The following is an 18,036-nucleotide window of genomic DNA, read 5'->3' as shown; positions in this document are numbered from 1 at the left end:
GCGGCTCAGATCCCTTCGCAGGGCTTGCCGTCGCGCACGAACGGGTATTTCACCAGGCGTACCGGCACCTCGCGGCCGCGGATGTCGACGCGCACGTCGCCGGGCTCGCCGACCGGAATGCGCGCGAACGCCACCGCCTTGTTGAGGGTCGGCGCAAAACTGCCGGAGAGGATTTCGCCCTCGCCGTTCGCGGTCAGCACCTTCTGGCCGTGGCGCAGCACGCCCTTGTCGTCCAGCACCAGGCCGACCATCGTGCGCGGCACGCCGGCGGCCTTCTGCTGTTCCAGCGCGGCGCGACCGATGAAGTCGCGGCCCTCGTCCAGCGCGATGGTCCAGCCCAGGTTCGCCTCCCACGGCGTGACGCTTTCGTCCATGTCCTGGCCATACAGGTTCATGCCAGCTTCCAGGCGCAGCGTGTCGCGCGCGCCGAGGCCGGCAGGCGCCACGCCTGCGGCAGCCAGCGCCTCCCACAGCGCGATGGCATGTTCGGCCGGCACGATGATCTCGAAACCGTCCTCGCCGGTGTAGCCGGTGCGCGCCACGAACAACGGCATGCCGTGCGGACCCTGCGCGGCGGCGGCACTGAACTTGCCGAGCTTCTCGATGCGCGGGCGGTCGACCTCATGCAGCAGGCCGAGCACCTTGGCGCGCGCATGCGGGCCCTGCACCGCGATCATCGCGAACTCGGGGCGCTCCTTCACCTGCACCTCGAACGTCTTCGCCTGGCGCTCGATCCAGGCCAGGTCCTTGGCGCGGGTGCCGGCATTGACGACCAGCCGGAAGAACTCCTCGCCGAGGTAGTACACGATCAGGTCGTCGATCACCCCGCCGCGCTCGTCCAGCATGCACGAGTACAGCGCCTTGCCGTGCACCTTCAGCTTGTCGATGTTGTTGGCCAGAAGATGGCGCAGGAATTCCCGGGCGCGCGCGCCGTGCAGGTCGACCACGGTCATGTGCGAAACGTCGAACATGCCGGCGTCGCGACGCACCGCGTGGTGTTCCTCGATCTGCGAACCGTAGTTGATCGGCATGTCCCAGCCGCCGAAGTCGACCATGCGCGCGCCGAGCGCACGATGGGTGGCGTTGAGTACGGTCTTCTCGGTCATCGCGGCGGCGCCTTGCGGGGGAAAGACCCGCATTATCGCCGCCGGCAGCTGGCAATCCAAGCCGTGCGCGGGCGACGACGCCGCGGAGTCACCCGTGGGCGTGGCCGTCGATCCCGGCCAGCACCCGTGCCACGACCTGTTCGGCCAGCTGTTCGGCGTGCTGTCCGGTACTCAGCAGGTGGATGTCCGGCGCCACGGGCCGCTCGTACGGCGCGTCGATGCCGGTGAAGTTGCGGATCGTGCCAGCGCGCGCCTTGCGATAGAGGCCCTTGGGATCGCGCCGCTCGCATTCCTCCAGCGGCGCGTCCACGAATACCTCCATGAATTCCGCCGCCGCGAACAACTCGCGCGCCGACTGCCGCTCGCTGCGGTACGGCGAAATCGCGCTGACCAGCACGATCAGGCCCGCGTCCACCATCAGGTGCGCCACCTCGGCGATGCGGCGGATGTTCTCGACGCGATCCTCCGGGGTGAAGCCGAGATCCTTGTTGATGCCGTGGCGTATGTTGTCGCCGTCGAGCAGGTAGGTGTGGCAGCCCAGCGCGTGCAGGCGGCGCTCGACCAGGTTCGCGATGGTGGACTTGCCGGCGCCGGACAGGCCGGTGAACCACAGGCACAGCGGCTGTTGCCCCTTGCTGGCGGCGCGCACGCCCTTGTCGATGTCGACGTGCTGCCAGTGCACGTTGGCCGACCGGCCCAGCGCGAAATCCAGCATGCCGCACGCCACCGTGGCGTTGCTCAGGCGATCGATCAGGATGAAGCCGCCGAGCGTGCGGTTGTCCGCATAGGCCTCGAACGCGACCTCGTCGTCCAGGCCCAGCGTGCAATAGCCCACTTCATTCAGCGCGAGCTGCCGCGCGGCGAGCTTCGCCTGGCTGTCGACGTCCACCTTGTACTTGATCGACATCACCCGCGCGTTGACCGTGCGCGTGCCGAGCTTCAGCCAATACGTGCGGTTCGGCAGCAGCGCTGCATCGCCCACCCACAGCAGATGGCAAGCGAACTGGTCGGCCACCGGCGCCGGGCGCCGTGCGTCGGCGATCACGTCGCCACGGCTCACGTCGATCTCGCGGTCCAGGCACAGCGTCACCGCCTGGCCGTCCGCGGCATGGGGCAGGTCGCCGTCGGCACTGACGATGCGGGCGACCCGCCCATGCTGACCGCCCGGCTGCACCACGATCTCGTCGCCGCAAGCCACGCGGCCACCGCAGACCGTGCCGGCGTAGCCGCGGAACGTCTGCTCGGGGCGGTTCACCCATTGCACCGGCATGCGGAAGTCGCTGGCGCGGAACGGCGTGACGTCGGTCGACTCCAGCAGCTCGAGCAGGCTGGCGCCGGTGTACCAGGGCATCCGCGGCGAACGCGAGCCCACGTTGTCGCCGCTCAACGCCACCACCGGCAGGCATTGCACTTCGCCGATGCCGAGGCCATGGGCCAGTCCGCGGTACTCCGCGGCGATCGCCTCGAAGATCGCCTGGTCGCAGTCGACCAGGTCCATCTTGTTCACCGCCAGCACCACCTGACGGATCCCCAGCAAGGCACATATATAGGTATGCCGGCGCGTCTGCGCCAGCACGCCCTTGCGCGCGTCGACCAGCACCACGGCCAGTTCGGCGTTGGAGGCGCCGGTGGCCATGTTGCGCGTGTACTGCTCGTGCCCCGGGCAATCGGCCACGATGAAGCTGCGCCGCGCGGTATGGAAGTAGCGGTAGGCCACGTCGATGGTGATGCCCTGCTGGCGCTCCGCGTCCAGTCCGTCGGTGAGCAGGGCGAAGTCGAGCACGTCGCTGCCGGCGCCATGCTGGCGGCGGCTGTCGCGGGCCAGCGCGGCCAGCTGGTCGTCCGGCAACATGCCGGCGTCGTACAGCAGGCGCCCGAGCAGGCTGCTCTTGCCGTCGTCCACGCTGCCGCAGGTGATGAAGCGCAGCAGCCCCAGTGCGGTGGTCGGCGCGGCCATCAGAAGTAGCCCTCCTGCTTCTTGCGCTCCATCGACGCGGCCGGGTCCTGGTCGATCACCCGGCCCTGCCGCTCCGAGCTGCGCGAGAGAGCCATCTCCTCGATCACCTTCGCCAGCGTATCAGCCGAGGATTCCACCGCGCCGGTCAGCGGATAGCAGCCCAGGGTGCGGAAACGCACCTCGCGCATCTGCACGCTCTCGCCTTCGCGCAACACGAAACGCTCGTCGTCGACCATGATCAGCGCGCCGTCGCGCTCGACCACCGGACGCGGCTTCGCAAAGTACAGCGGCACCACGTCGATGCCCTCGCGCTGGATGTACAGCCACACGTCCATCTCGGTCCAGTTGGACAGCGGGAACACCCGCACGCTCTCGCCCTTGCGGATATACGTGTTGAAGGTATGCCAGAACTCCGGCCGCTGGTTGCGCGGGTCCCAGCGATGCTGCGCGTTGCGGAAGGAGAAGATGCGCTCCTTCGCACGCGACTTCTCCTCGTCGCGCCGCGCGCCGCCGATCGCCGCGTCGAAGCCGTACTGGTCCAGCGCCTGCTTCAGCGCCTGGGTCTTCATCACGTCGGTATGCACGGTGGCGCCGTGGGTCAGCGGCGAAATGCCCTGGTGCACGCCCTCCTGGTTGATGTGCACCAGTACCTGCACGTCGCCGGCTGCCGCCACCCGGTCGCGGAACGCGATCATCTCGCGGAACTTCCACGTCGTGTCGACGTGCAGCAGCGGCATCGGCGGCCGCGCCGGATAGAACGCCTTGCGCAGCAGGTGCAGCAGCACCGAGGAATCCTTGCCGATCGAATACAGCATCACCGGGCGCTGGAAGCCGGCCAGCACCTCGCGAAAGATGTGGATGCTTTCGGCCTCGAGTTCGTCGAGATGCGTTTGCGATTGCGCGAATGCGACCGTCATGCCATCGGAGACTTGAAAGAAATTTGTGGCGACAAGCCAGCGTCGCGTTCAACCCGGCATGTTACGCGATCCTCAGGCGATCACCGGATACGTCGGCTCGACATCTAGCGTCGCCGCACACACCGAGGCCAGCTCCAGCAGGCGCAGGTCCGAGCCGCGCGCACCCACCAGTTGCAGGCCCACCGGCAGGCCGTTCGGCAGCGTGCCCATCGGCAGGCTCACCGCGGGGCAACCGGCCAGGCTGGCGAAGCTGGTGAGGTCGGCCTGCGAGTCCGGCACCGGACCATCCAGCGGGAACGCGCCCTGCGGCGTGGTCGGCAGCACCAGCACGTCGACCTGGGAGAACAGCCGGCGCATCTTCAGCGTGGCCGCGTCGAGCACGCGGTCAGCCACCGCGTAGTCGGCCGCGCCCTTGCCTGCGGCGTAGCCGAGCAGGCGGCGGAAGCGCTCCGATACCGGATGCTCGGTATTCGCCAGGTCCGCGGCGAAGGTGCCGAGCATTTCCGCTTCCATCAAGAGCAGGCCGGCGCGGCGGGTGCGCGCGAAATCCCAGTCGGCGAAGTCGACCGTGCGGCGGTCGCCCAGCGCATGCGGCAACTTCGCCATGGCCGCCTCGAACACCTCGATCACTTGCGGCTGCACGCCGACCGCGGCCAAGTCCGGCAGCAGGCCCGCGCGCAGGTTGCCCGGTTCCCAGTCCGGCAGCGCGAACGCGACCCGGCGCCGGCGCGAGCGCGCATCGTCGGCGTCGTAGCCGGCCAGCACCTGCAGCAGCACGGTGAGGTCGTCCGCGCTGCGCGCCAGCAGGCCGACCGCGTCGAGCCGGCGCGCCGCCGGCACCAGGCCGCGCGCGGAGATCTCGCCGTGCGTGGGCTTCAGCGCATACACGCCGCAATAGCTGGCCGGGATGCGGATCGATCCGAGGCTGTCCGAACCCACCGCGGCCACCGCCAGGCCCGCGGCCACCGCGGCCGCCGCGCCGCCGGAGGAACCGCCGGCGGTGTAGCCATGCCGGTGCGGATTGTGGGTGGCGCCGAAGTGCGGGTTGTCGGTGACGGCGCCCAGCGCACCTTCGTCCATATTGGTCTTGCCAAGCAGGATCGCGCCTGACGCACGCAGCCGCGCCACCACGTGCGCGTCCTCCTGCACCGGCTTGCCGCGCCCCGGCAAACCGGCCCGGGTCGGCCAGCCGGCGATGTCGAAGTTATCCTTCAGGGCCAGCGGGATGCCGTCCAGCCGCCCGATCACGCCGTCGCGGCGGCGCCGGTCGGCCAGTTGCGCCTGGTCCTGCAGCAGGCCGGAGCGCTGGTCGACATAGGCATGCAGCGCGGGATCGATCCGCTCGATCGCCTGCTGGTAGGCGTCGGCCAGCGCCTGCGGCTGTACGCGGCCCACCGCCAGCCAGTGCAGCAACTGGCACAGCGAGGCGCGGCGCAGGTCGAGGTCGGTGATCGGCGGCATCGAATTCATGAACACTCCTTCCTGTATGCCCCGATTATCGCCGTGTCCGGTAAAGCGATTGCAAGCGGTGGCGCAGCACGCGTTGCTGCACGACGCCCGAAAACGGACAATGGCGGTCTGACCCATACCCTTACGCACGGCAGCCGCCTGCGCCTCCACCCAGCATCAGGGAGTCCGCCATGAGCGAACGCGAAACCATGGAATACGACGTTGTCGTCGTCGGCGCCGGTCCCGCCGGCCTGTCGTTCGCGATCCGCCTGAAGCAGCTGAAGCCGGAAGTGAGCGTGTGCGTGATCGAGAAGGCCTCGACCATCGGCGCGCAGATCCTGTCCGGCGCGGTGATCGAGCCGCAGCCGCTGGACGCCCTGCTGCCGGGCTGGCGCGACAACCCTCCGCCTATCTGCGTGCCTGCCGGCGAGGACGAGTTCTGGCTGCTCAGCAAGACTGGCGGGCACAAGATGATGGTGCCGCCGGGCATGAAGAACCACGGCAACTTCATCGTCTCGCTGGGCGCGATGTGCGCGTGGCTGGCGCCGCAGGCCGAGGCGCTTGGCGTCGACGTGTTCCCCGGTTTCGCCGCCGCCGACAACATCTACAACGAAGACGGTTCGGTCGCCGGCGTGCGCATCGGCGACATGGGCGTGGCGAAGGACGGCACGCACAAGCCTGGCTATGCCGAAGGCATCGACATCAGGGCCAAGGTCACCGTGCTGGCCGAAGGCGCGCGCGGCAGCCTCACCAAGCAGCTGGTCAAGCGCTTCCAGCTGGACCAGCACAGCGACCCACAGGGCTACTCGATCGGCATCAAGGAACTGTGGCAGCTGCCGGCCGGCCGCGTCACTCCGGGCAAGATCGTGCACAGCTTCGGCTGGCCGGCCGACACACATACTTATGGCGGCAGCTTCCTCTACCACCTGGACAAGGACCGCGTGGCGCTCGGCTACGTCAGCGGGCTCGACTACAGCGACCCGAACTACCAGCCGTGGGAAGCGTTCCAGCAGTGGAAGAACCACCCGATGATGAAGCCGCTGCTGGAAGGCGGCACGATCCTCTCGGCCGGCGCGCGCGCGATCGTCACCGGCGGCTACCAGTCGTTGCCCCAATGCGAGATGCCCGGCGCGCTGCTGATCGGCGACACCGCCGGTCTGCTCAACGTGCCGAAGGTGAAAGGCACCCACCAGGCGATCAAGAGCGGCATGCTCGCCGCCGAACACCTGATTGCGAACGCGCTGAACCCGACCGGCTTCGACGCGAAACTGCGCGGCTCGGACGTGATGGCCGAGCTGAAGAAGGTGCGCAACATCAAACCCGCGTTCAAGAAGGGCCTGTGGTTCGGCATGCTGAATGCCGCCTGGGAAACCGTCACCGCCGGACTGTCGCCGTGGACGCTGAAGAACAAGGCCGACTGGTCCAGCCTGCACAAGCTGGGCGCGCAGGAAGAGCCGAAGCGCGACTATGTACAGCGCACGCTGCCGCCGCGCGACCGCCTGGCCGGCGTCTACTTCGCCGCCACCGAGCACGACGAGGACCAGCCGATCCACCTGCACGTGGCCGACACGAACATCTGCATCGACCAGTGCACCACCGAATACGGCAACCCGTGCACCCGCTTCTGCCCGGCCAGCGTCTACGAGATGGTGGAGGATGCAGGAGGTCGCCGCCTACAGATCAACGCGGCCAACTGCGTGCACTGCAAGACCTGCGACATCAAGGACCCGTACGAGATCATCACCTGGGTCACGCCGGAAGGCGGCTCCGGGCCGAATTATCAGAACCTCTGATGCGGCCGAGGGCAGTCCGCTGATCGGCAACCTGCACTGGCGACTCAAGCGCCTGGGCTACCTGTGGCAGCGCACGCGCGGCAGCATCGCGCTGCGCGGCTGGCGCGGCACGCTGGCGCGCATGCGGCAGGAGTTCCAGTCACGTCCTGAACTCGATGAGGCACTGGCGCTGCTGCCGCTGGACGAACCGTTCGCGCCGTTCGCGCTGCCGGTCAGCGATCAGCCGCAGGTGTCGGTGATCATTCCGGTTCACGGCGAGCTCGCCTACACCCTCGCCTGTCTGCGCTCGCTGGCGCGGCACGGTGCGCAGGCGCCGTTCGAGGTGATCGTGGTGGACGACGCGTCGCCGGACGCCAGCGCCGCCACGCTGGCGCAGGTCGGCGGCCTGCATCTGCTGCGCAACACGGCCAATCTCGGCTTCATCGGCAGCTGCAACGCCGGCGCCGAGGCGGCACGCGGCGAATTCCTGCTGTTCCTCAACAACGACACCCAGGTCACGTCCGGCTGGCTGGACGCGCTGCTGCGCTGCTTCGCCGAGCGCGCCGATTGCGGCATCGCCGGCAGCCGGCTGGTCTACCCGGACGGGCGCCTGCAGGAAGCGGGCGGACTGGTGTTTGCCGACGGCAGCTGCTGGACCACCGGCCGCTTCGAACCGCGCGACCTGCCGCTGTTTCGCTGCCGCCGCGAGGTCGACTACGTCTCCGGCGCCTCGCTACTGATCCGCCGCGACGTGTTCGTCCGCGCCGGCGGCTTCGACGCACGCTACGCGCCGGCCTACTACGAGGACGCCGACCTGGCCTTCGCGGTGCGCCGGTTCGGCCTGCGCGTGTACTACGAGCCGACCAGCACGGTGATCCACTGCGAGGGCATCAGCGCCGGCACCGACCTCGATCGCGGCATGAAGCGCCACCAGCGGCCCAACCGGGCGAAGTTCATCGGCAAATGGACGGCTGCACTCGCCGCCCAGCCGCCCGCCGGCACGCCGCTCGAACGCGCGATCCACTGGCGCCGGCGCGGCCGCGTGCTGGTGGTGGATGCCATGACGCCGGAACCTTCGCGCGACTCCGGCTCGCTGCGCCTGTGCGCGATCCTGCGCCTGCTCGACGAGCAGGGCTGGAGCACCGCCTTCCTGCCCGACGACGGCCGCGCCAGCCCGGCGGAGATCGACGCGCTCGGCGCACTGGGCTGCGAAGTGCTGAGCAAGCCATGGGTGGCGGACCTGCCGCGCTGGCTGCGCGAGCACGGCAACGAACTGCACGCGGTGATCCTGTGCCGGCACACCGTCGCCGGCCAGTACGCGGGGCTGGTGCGCCGCCATGCGCCACAGGCGAAGCTGATCTTCGACACGGTGGACCTGCACTTCCTGCGCGAACGGCGCGCGGCCGAACTCGGCGGCAGCGCCATCATGGCCCGCCAGGCCGAAGCCGCACGCCGCAGCGAGCTGGCCCTGATCGAACAGGCCGACGTCAGCCTCGTGGTCAGTCCGCACGAACAATCGCTGCTGGCGCGGCTGTTACCGCAGGCGCGGGTGGAACTGCTGTCCAACATCCACGAGGTGCACGGTTGCCGGCAGCCGTATGCGGGGCGCGGCGGCCTGGTCTTCATCGGCGGCTACGGCCACCCGCCGAACAGCAACGCGGTCCGCTGGATCGCCGAGGAGATCCTGCCGAAGCTGCGCGAGGCGCTGCCCGACATCCGCGTGCACGTGCTCGGCGACATGCCGGACACGGCGCGACACGAACTGGCCACGCCGGGCCTCGAATTCCACGGCCGCGTGGCCGAGCTGGCGCCGTGGCTGGACCACTGCCTCGCCACCTTGGCGCCGCTGCGTTTCGGTGCCGGCGTGAAGGGCAAGATCAACATGTCGATGAGCCACGGCGTGCCGGTGATCGCCACCACCATCGCGGTGGAGGGCATGCAGCTCGCCGATGGCGTGAACGTGCTGGTGGCCGACGACGCAGCCGCCTTCGTCGAGGCGGTGCGGCGGCTGCAGTGCGACGAAACGCTCTGGCAGCAGCTCTCCGTGCGCGGCCTCGACAACGTGCAGCAGCATTTCTCCGCCGCCGCCGCTGCGGCCGCCCTGCATCGCGTGCTGGATTGACCACGCGCACGCCAGCGCCGATGCTTCGGCATCGCCACCGATAGGCCGCCATGTCCGCTCGCGACTTCGCCAAACGCTGTCTGTTCACCGTGCTGCGCACCGGCTTCCGGCTGACCCCGATGCCGGGCACCACGCGGGACCGGCTGCGCCAGCGTTTCCTGGACCGGCACGCGGACCTGCTGCCGCAGGGGCCGCGCGGCCAGTCGGCCGCGGCATCGCAAGCCGAGCACCGGCCACGCAGCCAGGCCGCCGGACGCGCCATCGGTTTCGTGCCCCGGCGCAGCGGCACGCTGCCGACGCCGCTGCCCGCCACCGTGGTGGCGTTCTACCTGCCGCAGTTCCACCCGATTCCGGAGAACGACGCGTGGTGGGGCGAGGGTTTCACCGAGTGGCACAACGTGACGCGCGCGCTGCCGCAGTTCGAAGGACACCTGCAGCCGCGCCTGCCCGGCGAGCTGGGCTTCTACGACCTGCGCCTGGCGGATGCGATGCGCAAGCAGATGCAACTGGCCCGCGACTACGGCGTCGGCGCCTTCTGCAGCTACTTCTATTGGTTCGCCGGCAAGACCCTGCTGGAAACGCCGCTGCAGCAATGGCTGGCCGATCCCTCGCTGGACCTGCCGCTGTGCCTGTGCTGGGCCAACGAGAACTGGTCGCGGCGCTGGGACGGCCGCGCGGACGACATCCTGATCGGCCAGCAGCACAGCCCCGCCGACGACCTCGCCTTCATCGAACACGTCGCGCGCTATCTCGCCGACCCGCGCTACCTGCGCGTCGGCGGCAAGCCGCTGCTGCTGGTCTACCGCCCCGGCCTGCTGCCGGACCCGAAGGCGACCGCCGTGCGCTGGCGCGAGTGGTGCCGCGCCAACGGCATCGGCGAGATCCAGCTTGCCTACGTGCAGAGTTTCGACCGGGTCGATCCGCGCACGATCGGCTTTGACGCCGCGGTGGAATTCCCGCCGAACAACACCACGCCCGCGCCGATCACCGCGCGGCAGCACCTGCTCAACCCGGACTACCGCGGCGACGTGCACGACTGGCGCGAGCTGGCGCGGCAGTCGATGGCGCAGCCCGAGTCCGCCTATCCGCGCTATCCCGGCGTCAATCCGGGCTGGGACAACGAACCCCGGCGCAGTGGTGCTGGCCGCGTGTTCGCGCACGCCTCGCCGCGCGGCTATCGCGACTGGTTGCGGCATGCCATCAGCGTCGCGCGACAACGCTTTCCGGCGCAGCCGCTGGTCTTCGTCAACGCGTGGAACGAATGGGCCGAAGGCGCCGTGCTGGAGCCGGACAGCCGGCTCGGCCACGCCTGGCTGGAAGCCACCCGCACCGCACTGCAGCCGGCGCCGATAGCCGATGCGCGCCCCTGCGCGGTGATCCATGTCTGGTATCCCGAGCTGCTGGACGAACTGGTGGTGGCGCTGCGCACCAGCGGCATCGACTGGCGCATCGTGATCACCACCTCCCGCGAGCGCGAACAGGCCGTGCGCGAACGGATGGCGCAGCTCGGCCTCGACGCCGAGATCGACGTATTCGAGAACCGCGGCCGCGACATCCTGCCGTTCCTGCACGTGGCCAACCGCCTGCTCGACGAAGGCGTGACGACCGTGCTGAAACTGCACGGCAAGCGCTCCACCCATCGCCAGGACGGCGAGACCTGGCGCCGCGAATTGCTCGACAAGCTGCTCGCGCCCGAACGCGCCTGCCGTATCGCGGCAGCCTTCCGCGACGACGCCACGCTGGGCCTCGTGCACGCCGAAGGCCATTTGCAGCCACTGGACTATTACTGGGGTGCCAATCAGGCCAACGTCGACTACCTCACCCGCCGCCTCGGCATCGCCGCGCCGCAGGTGGAACACGACAGCTTCATCGCCGGCAGCATGTTCTGGCTGCGCCCGGCGGCCCTACGCCTGCTGCTGGACGCCCATCTGGAAGTGACGGAGTTCGAGGCCGAAGCGGGCCAGCTCGACGGTACCCTGGCCCACGCCGTCGAACGCGTGTTCAGCCTGGCCGCCAGCGGCGGCGGCTTCGGCACGGTCAGCGCGGCCGGCCTGCTCGGCCTCGCCGAAGCCGCCCCCGGGACGTATCCATACGCGCGGCGCAGCGGCTGATCCCCCTCGCGGCGTCGCCGAACCGCTCATTTCGTACGATTGTTCGATGCCGGGTAGAATGGCGGTTTCGCACCCCCGTACGGGGCGGCCAACGAGGTAGGAATTCGCAGATGAAGATTCTGGTCGGCTACAAGCGCGTCGTGGACTACAACGTGCGCATCCAGGTCAAGCCCGACGGCACCGGCGTGGTCACCGACGGCGTCAAGCTGTCCGCCAATCCTTTCGACGACATCGCGCTGGAAGAGGCATTGCGCCTGCGCGAGAAAGGCGTCGCCGAGGAAGTGATCGTGGTCGGCATCGGTCCGGCCGACCTCACCGCGCACCTGCGCAACGGCCTGGCGATGGGCGCGAACCGCGCCATCCATGTGGTCACCAGCGACGCCGTGCAGCCGCTGACCGCCGCCCGCGTGTTCCTCAAGCTGATCGAGAAGGAACAGCCGGGGCTGGTCATCCTGGGCAAGCAGGCGATCGACGACGACGCCAACCAGACCGGCCAGATGCTCGCCGCGCTGTGGGACCGCCCGCAAGCCACCTTCGCCAGCAAGGTCGACATCACGCTGGATAACGGCGGCGCCGGCAAGGCCACGGTGACCCGCGAGGTCGACGCCGGCCTGGAAGTGATCGAAGCGGAACTGCCGGCCGTGATCACCACCGACCTGCGCCTCAACGAGCCGCGCTTCATCAAGCTGCCCGACATCATGAAGGCGAAGTCCAAGCCGATCGACACGATCGAGTTCGGCTCGCTCGGCGTCGAGGCGCACGACCACCTGAAGACCACGCATTACGCCGCGCCGGCCAAGCGCAGCAAGGGCGTGATGGTGAAGGACGCGGCCGAGCTGGTCGCCGCATTGAGGCAGAAGGGCCTGCTGTAACCACCACATTCCTGCAGGAGCCCACCCGGTGGGCAACGCTTTTCGACACGCCACCCAAGAGCATCGCCCACAGGGTGGGCTCCTACGCAAAGCTTCGGAGACACACATGAGCAAGATCCTGGTCATCGCCGAACACCTCGGTGGCAAACTCAACTCCTCCACCGCGCGCGCCGTAAGCGCTGCCGCTGCGGTGAAGGGCGAAGCGATCGACGTACTGGTACTGGCTGACAATGTCGACGCGATCGCCGCCGAGGCGGCAAAGATCGACGGCGTAAGTCGCGTACTCACCGTCACCCGTCCCGAGAATGCACATCCGCTGGCCGCCGTGCTCGCCCCGCAGATCGCCAAGGCCGCCGCCGGCTACAGCCACGTGTTCGTGCCGTCCACCACGTTCGGCAAGGACGTCGCCCCGCGCGTCGCCGCCCTGCTCGGCGTAGCCCAGGTCAGCGACGTGATGAGCGTCGAGGCCACGCACACCTTCAAGCGCCCGATCTACGCCGGCAACGCGATCATCACGGTCGAAGCCGATGCCGCCCACACCGTCGTCGCCACGATCCGCTCGGCCTCCTGGCCGGCCGCCGCCACCGGCGCCAACAGCGCGCCGGTGGAAGCGCTGGCCGTCGACGCAGCCCTGCCCGCGCATACCCGCTTCGTCGAGCTGAAGCAGGGCAGCAGCGATCGCCCCGACCTGCAGAGCGCCAGCAAGGTCGTCTCCGGCGGCCGTGGCGTCGGCTCGAAGGAGAACTTCGATATCATCTTCAAGTTCGCGGACAAGATCGGCGCCGCCGTCGGCGCCTCGCGCGCCGCCGTGGACGCCGGCTACGTGCCCAGCGACCTGCAGGTCGGCCAGACCGGCAAGATCATCGCCCCCGAGCTGTACATGGCCATCGGCATCTCCGGCGCCATCCAGCACCTCACCGGCATCAAGGACGCCGGTACCATCGTGGCGATCAACAAGGACGGCGAGGCGCCGATCTTCGAGATTGCGGACCTTGGCCTGGTGGGAGATCTGTTCAAGATCATTCCGGAGCTTGAGACGGCACTGAGCTGAGCGGTGTCATGAGCCCCTTCCCAGGCGTTGGGGACCGAAACTCACGGCCAGCAGCCTGGGCCTCCTGCATTACGCCATCTGCATTGCAGGTCTTATCCGAACCGGCGAGGAAATCCCTCGATCCGGGCGGTTCGTTTACCATGGATGACCAGTTCGCATAGGGATAGGAAATTCAGTGAAACCAGAAGGCCTCATATTGCGGAAATCGGGGTTGACGCAAATTGCGTCGGATCTGCGCGGAGCAGATGTCAAGCAAATCTGCCCAGAGGCAATACGGCAATGGGCGTGATACGCGATTGTGCCCGACTGCTCCGACGCACACCCATACATCCGCAGTGGCTATTGGGTCGACGCCAAATCCCCGAAGGTCTCAAAAACGCAACAGGGGTTATTCTCGACGTCGGTGCGGCCGACCGATGGATCGCCGCCCATCTGCCCGAAACAGCGAGTTATGTCGCGCTGGATTACCCGGCAACCGGCAATGAGTTTTACAGCGCAAGACCGGATATTTTCGCCGATGCCTGCCATCTCCCTGTCGCCGATGCTTGCGTCGATGGCGTCGTCTGTCTCGAGGTGATTGAGCACGTTCCGGATCCTGCCCTGGCGGTCAAGGAGATAGCACGCGTACTGAAGCCTGGCGGTCGTGCCTGGATTTCCATGCCATTCCTCTACCCCCTGCACAACGAACCCTTCGACTTCCAGCGCTATACCGAATTCGGTCTGCGCAGGGACATGGCGCGCGCCAAACTGGAAGTCACGGATCTGCATCGATCCGGCCATGCGGTACGTGCAGCCGGCCTGGTTATGTGCCTGGCAATCGCCGGTGGGGTCGATACGAGGCGCGGAGCTCTGAAGATGCTTCTGCTACCGGTGGCCTTGGTCGCGATTTTTACCACCAACGTGACCACCTGGCTCCTGTCATTGGCCTGGCCTAACTGGGACAACATTTCCACCGGGCACCATCTGGAGGTGCGCAAGCCATGTGAACCGGCCGTAACCCCGGACCGCGCATAGTCCAACTGCGGCGGCTTGCAGCCGCAGCCAAATTGCCCTTCGAAAAACCATGCAGTGGCCGGCACAATGCCGCCCTGTCTGCCTGTCAGACACGAAGGCCGTTTCATACCTCACACCACACGTAACTCGAGCCATATGGATTCCGCGTTGGACACAAATCAGATGTCGCTCATGCTCAATCGATTTCCTCGCTCCGCTGATGCTCGAACCGGCAGCGGGCCGAAGTAATGCGCGTATTCCTGGTCAGCACCATGTACCCACGCGATGCTGCCGGTTGGCGTGGCGTGTTCATCAGAAACATGGTTTACGCGCTGGCGCGCGCACCTTCCATCGAACTGGCCGTGTGGGCACCACCCGGCGAACTTCCCGAGGGAGTCATCAAGGCCTCCACTCCAGCAGAAGCGCAGTGGCTCGGGAAGCTCGTCGACCTCGGCGGCATCTCGCACATGATGCGGAGCGGCGGCATCCGGGCACTGCTTGCACCGATCAAGCTGCTGCTCCTGCTCGCAGCAGCCTATCGGAGGCATCCGGACACGGACATCTACCACGTCAACTGGCTGCAGTCTGCTCTGCCCCTGCCACGCGACGGCAAACCTGCCCTCATAACCGTGCTGGGCAATGACCTGAGGCTGCTAAGGTTGCCATTCATGCGTTTCCTGCTTCGCAGGATGACGCAAGGGCGCAAGGTGGCCATCTGTCCGAACGCCGAGTGGATGCGCGATCCCCTGCAACATGCATTCGGCGACGTCGCCGAGATCTGTCCTGTTTCATTCGGCATCGATCCGGTCTGGTACGCCATAGGCCGCACACAAGTGGCCAATCATCCGAAGCGCTGGATCGTGGTTGCGCGTCTTACCACGGACAAGCTCGGGCCGCTGTTCGACTGGTCATACCCGCTCTTCAGGGACGGTTCGCGTGAATTGCACTTGTTCGGACCCATGGAGCAGGACATCGATGTACCCGATTGGGTGCACTACCATGGCCCCGCCGCGCCGGCGCAATTGGCCGAAGAGTGGTTTCCTCACGCCTGCGGACTGGTAACGTTGAGCCGCCACGCCGAGGGACGGCCACAGGTGATGCTGGAAGCTATGGCTGCCGGCCTACCGATCATTGCCTCCCGCATGCCGGCGCACGCCACCGTCGTTGTCGACGGCGAGACAGGCCTGCTGTGCGACTCCGAGGAAACCTATGGCAAAGCACTGGGTATGCTGGAGGACGAAGCCACCAATCGTCGTTTCGGGGAAGCTGCGCGCCATCGTGTGACCGAGGAGCTCGGTACGTGGGACGACTGCGCAAATCGTTATCGGCGTATCTACACGCGGCTACTTGAGGGAAGGAAAGATGACTGAGGCGATACTCATTCTAGGCGGAGGCGGTTTTGTCGGGCGCAGCCTGACACGAACCTTGGCCTTGAAGGGCACGCCGGTCATCACCGTCAACCGCAGCACGCCGGGATTCGAGCATCCCCTGGTTGAATCGGTAGTCGGCGAATTCCGGGAACCGGAAGCCTTCGCCCCTTTGCTCACGCGTAGCCATACTGTCGTGCACCTCGCTTCCACATCAACGCCGGGCACGTCGGCAGCGCGACCGTTGCAGGAGGTGAACACCAATCTTTACATCACCGCATCCTTGCTTCAGGCGCTCCAGGATCACCCTGACGTGGAGCTTTTGTACATGTCCTCCGGAGGTTCGTTATACGCAGACGCCTCCGGCTTGCCATCCGACGAAAGCGCGCGTGTCCACCCCCGCTCGTATCACGGCGCAGCCAAGCTCGCTTCGGAACACCTCATCTCAGCCTGGTGCGACCAGTTCGACGGCAGGGCCACCATCCTGCGCCCCTCGAACATCTATGGCCCGGGCCAGCCCGAACGCCCCGGCTTCGGCGTTATTCCGGCCGCCTTTGGCAAAATTCTGCGCAACGAGACACTCCATGTATGGGGTGATGGATCTGTCCGCCGCGACTATGTCTACATCGACGACCTGATCCGACTCTGCACCATGATTCTCGGTACCCCCATGCCCAAAGGCACGAGGATATTCAATGCCTGCAGCGGCACCAGCATCAGCCTCAACGAGCTCTTCGATGTCATGGAAGCGGCTACGGGCAGGCCATTGCATCGCAGCTACGATGCCAGCAGGGCTGTAGACGCATCGTGCATCGCCATGGACGCTACACACGCGGCAAAAGTCTACAGCTGGCGCCATCAGACGTCCCTGAAAGAAGGCCTAATACAGACATGGGACTGGATCAGCTGTGCCATGTCCTGACATGGAACACACCGGAAGCGAATACTTCCTCGTGAACGCCCCGCACGGGAACAACCTTCCGTGTCATCCGTGCCGTCGCTCGGGTGAGCAGCCGCCACCCTTGCCAAGCTCACACCGGAAATGGGGCAAGCGGCCGCACGCTGCCGGTCGCAATCCTGCCACACCAGCAGCGATTTTCATTAGCGCAAGTTCATCCTCATCGGCGCGATACAAGGAATCTGCAAGGAGCACATGCCAGGCATGAAGCGAATACTGAAAGGCCTCGGCCTGGTGCTGGCACTCGTGGCCGGCGGCTATTTCGTGATCTATGCGCATCGCGCCTTGGCTGGCAAGGATTTATCCGCGCTGCTCGACAATAGGGTACTTGTTGCCACGGCTAGCCTTACTCTGCTCTACACCCTGTCCATTCTGACAACGGCTGTCGCCTGGGCCAGGCTGTTGCGAGCCATGCGCCAGCCTGCCGGACTCGCACGCCTGCTGCCTATCCTGGCCACCACTCAGTTCGGCAAATACCTCCCGGGCAATGTAGCCCAGCACATCGGACGCATCGCATTGGCGCGTGGCATGGGCGTGCAGATGTCGCCAGCACTACTTTCCGTAGCCTACGAACTCCTGCTGGCGCTGGTCGCCAGCGCGCACATTGGCGCACTCACCTTACTGTGGGCGCCTCCAGCTGAATTGCTGCAGTTGCAAATAACCCAATACCGGGTGCCGCTACTGATTGTGGTAACCGTAGGTGCACTGAGCGCATTGCTGCTGGCGCCCCGCATTGCCATTTGGCTGACCCGTTTGCGAAACCCCGTCCGTGAAGGAGTCATAGCCGCGCCGGCAAGACTGCACCTCGATCCGGCAACGGTCGGTAGCTGCTACGCACTGTATGCGAGCAGCTTCGTCATGATCGGCTACGGCCTCTGGCTAGTTGCGGGCTCATTGACGCCCGCAGGCGTATTGATGCCTGGCCCGGTATTCTTCATTGGCGCATTCGCCAGCAGCTGGATCCTGGGCTTTGTCGCCCCCGGCGCGCCGGCCGGCCTGGGTATCCGAGAAGCCATGTTGAGCGCCTGGCTCAGCGGAGTGCTTCCCCCCGTGGAAGTGGTCCTGCTTGTTGTCGCATTGCGCATAGCCACCACCTTGGGTGATCTGATCAACTTTATCTGGGGGAGCGTGTTCATGTTTCGGCAGCGGGATGGCTGATCCGGAAAGGCTCGCTCGTTTGGCGCTTACAAGTAGAAATGGCGCCCGAGCAACCCCGAAGAGCCGATGCCTTCGATCACGCGGCACACAGTCTGGAGGCCTCCGGAGTCAAACGGCCCGAATGTTATCGTGCCGCACGGCTCCAACAATCCGAGATGTGACCGAGCTCCGACACGTATGCGAACCTTGCTCCAAGGACGACT

General features: G+C 66.8%; 13 protein-coding genes. 9 read left to right on the top strand and 4 right to left on the bottom strand.

The genetic code is table 11. The annotated features are described in order from the left end of the window. Nucleotides 1–5: 5 nt before the first annotated feature. The 4 genes from gcvT to ABIE04_RS14345 all read right to left on the bottom strand — a co-directional run bounded on the left by gcvT (nucleotide 6) and on the right by ABIE04_RS14345 (nucleotide 5,450). Nucleotides 6–1,106, bottom strand: a complete 1,101-nt coding sequence (gene gcvT, locus ABIE04_RS14360; RefSeq protein ID WP_354551606.1) for a glycine cleavage system aminomethyltransferase GcvT — start codon at nucleotides 1,104–1,106, stop codon at nucleotides 6–8. 88 nt (nucleotides 1,107–1,194) lie between these two features. Then, nucleotides 1,195–3,063 carry an adenylyl-sulfate kinase gene (gene cysC / locus ABIE04_RS14355; RefSeq protein ID WP_354551604.1) on the bottom strand — a complete coding sequence of 623 codons (1,869 nt, stop codon included), beginning with the start codon at nucleotides 3,061–3,063 and terminating at the stop codon, nucleotides 1,195–1,197. Continuing rightward, the gene (cysD, locus tag ABIE04_RS14350) at nucleotides 3,063–3,980 is read right to left on the bottom strand and encodes a sulfate adenylyltransferase subunit CysD (RefSeq protein ID WP_354551601.1); all 918 of its coding nucleotides are present in this window, start codon (nucleotides 3,978–3,980) and stop codon (nucleotides 3,063–3,065) included. Before cysD ends, cysC begins: the two co-directional genes overlap by 1 nt. Nucleotides 3,981–4,052: 72 nt before the next feature. Next, nucleotides 4,053–5,450 carry an amidase gene (locus tag ABIE04_RS14345; protein ID WP_354551599.1) on the bottom strand — a complete coding sequence of 466 codons (1,398 nt, stop codon included), beginning with the start codon at nucleotides 5,448–5,450 and terminating at the stop codon, nucleotides 4,053–4,055. A 170-nt stretch (nucleotides 5,451–5,620) separates the two neighbouring features. On the opposite strand from ABIE04_RS14345, the gene ABIE04_RS14340 reads away from it, so the two are divergent. The 9 genes from ABIE04_RS14340 to ABIE04_RS14300 all read left to right on the top strand — a co-directional run bounded on the left by ABIE04_RS14340 (nucleotide 5,621) and on the right by ABIE04_RS14300 (nucleotide 17,833). After that, complete coding sequence (locus ABIE04_RS14340; protein ID WP_354551596.1) at nucleotides 5,621–7,222, top strand: electron transfer flavoprotein-ubiquinone oxidoreductase; 1,602 nt, start codon at nucleotides 5,621–5,623, stop codon at nucleotides 7,220–7,222. Between the two features lie 121 nt (nucleotides 7,223–7,343). After that, nucleotides 7,344–9,323 carry a glycosyltransferase gene (locus ABIE04_RS14335; RefSeq protein WP_354551594.1) on the top strand — a complete coding sequence of 660 codons (1,980 nt, stop codon included), beginning with the start codon at nucleotides 7,344–7,346 and terminating at the stop codon, nucleotides 9,321–9,323. Nucleotides 9,324–9,373: 50 nt separating this feature from the next. Next, nucleotides 9,374–11,434 (top strand): glycoside hydrolase family 99-like domain-containing protein, encoded by a 2,061-nt coding sequence (locus ABIE04_RS14330; RefSeq protein ID WP_354551592.1) that lies wholly within the window; start codon nucleotides 9,374–9,376, stop codon nucleotides 11,432–11,434. Nucleotides 11,435–11,544: 110 nt separating this feature from the next. Then, nucleotides 11,545–12,306 carry an electron transfer flavoprotein subunit beta/FixA family protein gene (locus tag ABIE04_RS14325; protein ID WP_354551590.1) on the top strand — a complete coding sequence of 254 codons (762 nt, stop codon included), beginning with the start codon at nucleotides 11,545–11,547 and terminating at the stop codon, nucleotides 12,304–12,306. A 106-nt stretch (nucleotides 12,307–12,412) separates the two neighbouring features. Continuing rightward, complete coding sequence (locus ABIE04_RS14320) at nucleotides 12,413–13,357, top strand: electron transfer flavoprotein subunit alpha/FixB family protein (RefSeq protein ID WP_354551587.1); 945 nt, start codon at nucleotides 12,413–12,415, stop codon at nucleotides 13,355–13,357. A gap of 342 nt (nucleotides 13,358–13,699) precedes the next feature. Then, a complete protein-coding gene (locus ABIE04_RS14315) occupies nucleotides 13,700–14,371 on the top strand; it encodes a class I SAM-dependent methyltransferase (RefSeq protein WP_354551585.1) in 672 nt (223 codons plus the stop codon). 227 nt (nucleotides 14,372–14,598) lie between these two features. Beyond that, nucleotides 14,599–15,720 (top strand): glycosyltransferase family 4 protein, encoded by a 1,122-nt coding sequence (locus ABIE04_RS14310; protein ID WP_354551582.1) that lies wholly within the window; start codon nucleotides 14,599–14,601, stop codon nucleotides 15,718–15,720. Beyond that, nucleotides 15,713–16,639, top strand: coding sequence for an NAD-dependent epimerase/dehydratase family protein (locus ABIE04_RS14305; protein WP_354551580.1), 927 nt, complete (start codon nucleotides 15,713–15,715; stop codon nucleotides 16,637–16,639). The genes ABIE04_RS14310 and ABIE04_RS14305 overlap by 8 nt, the downstream gene beginning before the upstream one ends. A 240-nt stretch (nucleotides 16,640–16,879) precedes the next feature. Next, a complete protein-coding gene (locus ABIE04_RS14300) occupies nucleotides 16,880–17,833 on the top strand; it encodes a lysylphosphatidylglycerol synthase domain-containing protein (protein WP_354551577.1) in 954 nt (317 codons plus the stop codon). Nucleotides 17,834–18,036 lie beyond the last annotated feature (203 nt).

The organism is Rhodanobacter soli (assembly GCF_040548735.1).
Classification (GTDB): Bacteria; Pseudomonadota; Gammaproteobacteria; order Xanthomonadales; family Rhodanobacteraceae; genus Rhodanobacter; species Rhodanobacter soli_A.
The sequence above is the reverse complement of the archived record's forward strand: the minus strand, read 5'-3'. Positions and strand labels throughout refer to the sequence as shown.

Bases quoted from the DNA above. Each gene is read 5' to 3' on its own strand.
- gcvT (WP_354551606.1), bottom strand. From the start codon at position 1,106: ATGACCGAGAAGACCGTACTCAACGCCACCCATCGTGCGCTCGGCGCG.
- cysC (WP_354551604.1), bottom strand. From the start codon at position 3,063: ATGGCCGCGCCGACCACCGCACTGGGGCTGCTGCGCTTCATCACCTGC.
- cysD (WP_354551601.1), bottom strand. From the start codon at position 3,980: ATGACGGTCGCATTCGCGCAATCGCAAACGCATCTCGACGAACTCGAG.
- ABIE04_RS14345 (WP_354551599.1), bottom strand. From the start codon at position 5,450: ATGAATTCGATGCCGCCGATCACCGACCTCGACCTGCGCCGCGCCTCG.
- ABIE04_RS14340 (WP_354551596.1), top strand. From the start codon at position 5,621: ATGAGCGAACGCGAAACCATGGAATACGACGTTGTCGTCGTCGGCGCC.
- ABIE04_RS14335 (WP_354551594.1), top strand. From the start codon at position 7,344: ATGCGGCAGGAGTTCCAGTCACGTCCTGAACTCGATGAGGCACTGGCG.
- ABIE04_RS14330 (WP_354551592.1), top strand. From the start codon at position 9,374: ATGTCCGCTCGCGACTTCGCCAAACGCTGTCTGTTCACCGTGCTGCGC.
- ABIE04_RS14325 (WP_354551590.1), top strand. From the start codon at position 11,545: ATGAAGATTCTGGTCGGCTACAAGCGCGTCGTGGACTACAACGTGCGC.
- ABIE04_RS14320 (WP_354551587.1), top strand. From the start codon at position 12,413: ATGAGCAAGATCCTGGTCATCGCCGAACACCTCGGTGGCAAACTCAAC.
- ABIE04_RS14310 (WP_354551582.1), top strand. From the start codon at position 14,599: ATGCGCGTATTCCTGGTCAGCACCATGTACCCACGCGATGCTGCCGGT.
- ABIE04_RS14305 (WP_354551580.1), top strand. From the start codon at position 15,713: ATGACTGAGGCGATACTCATTCTAGGCGGAGGCGGTTTTGTCGGGCGC.
- ABIE04_RS14300 (WP_354551577.1), top strand. From the start codon at position 16,880: ATGAAGCGAATACTGAAAGGCCTCGGCCTGGTGCTGGCACTCGTGGCC.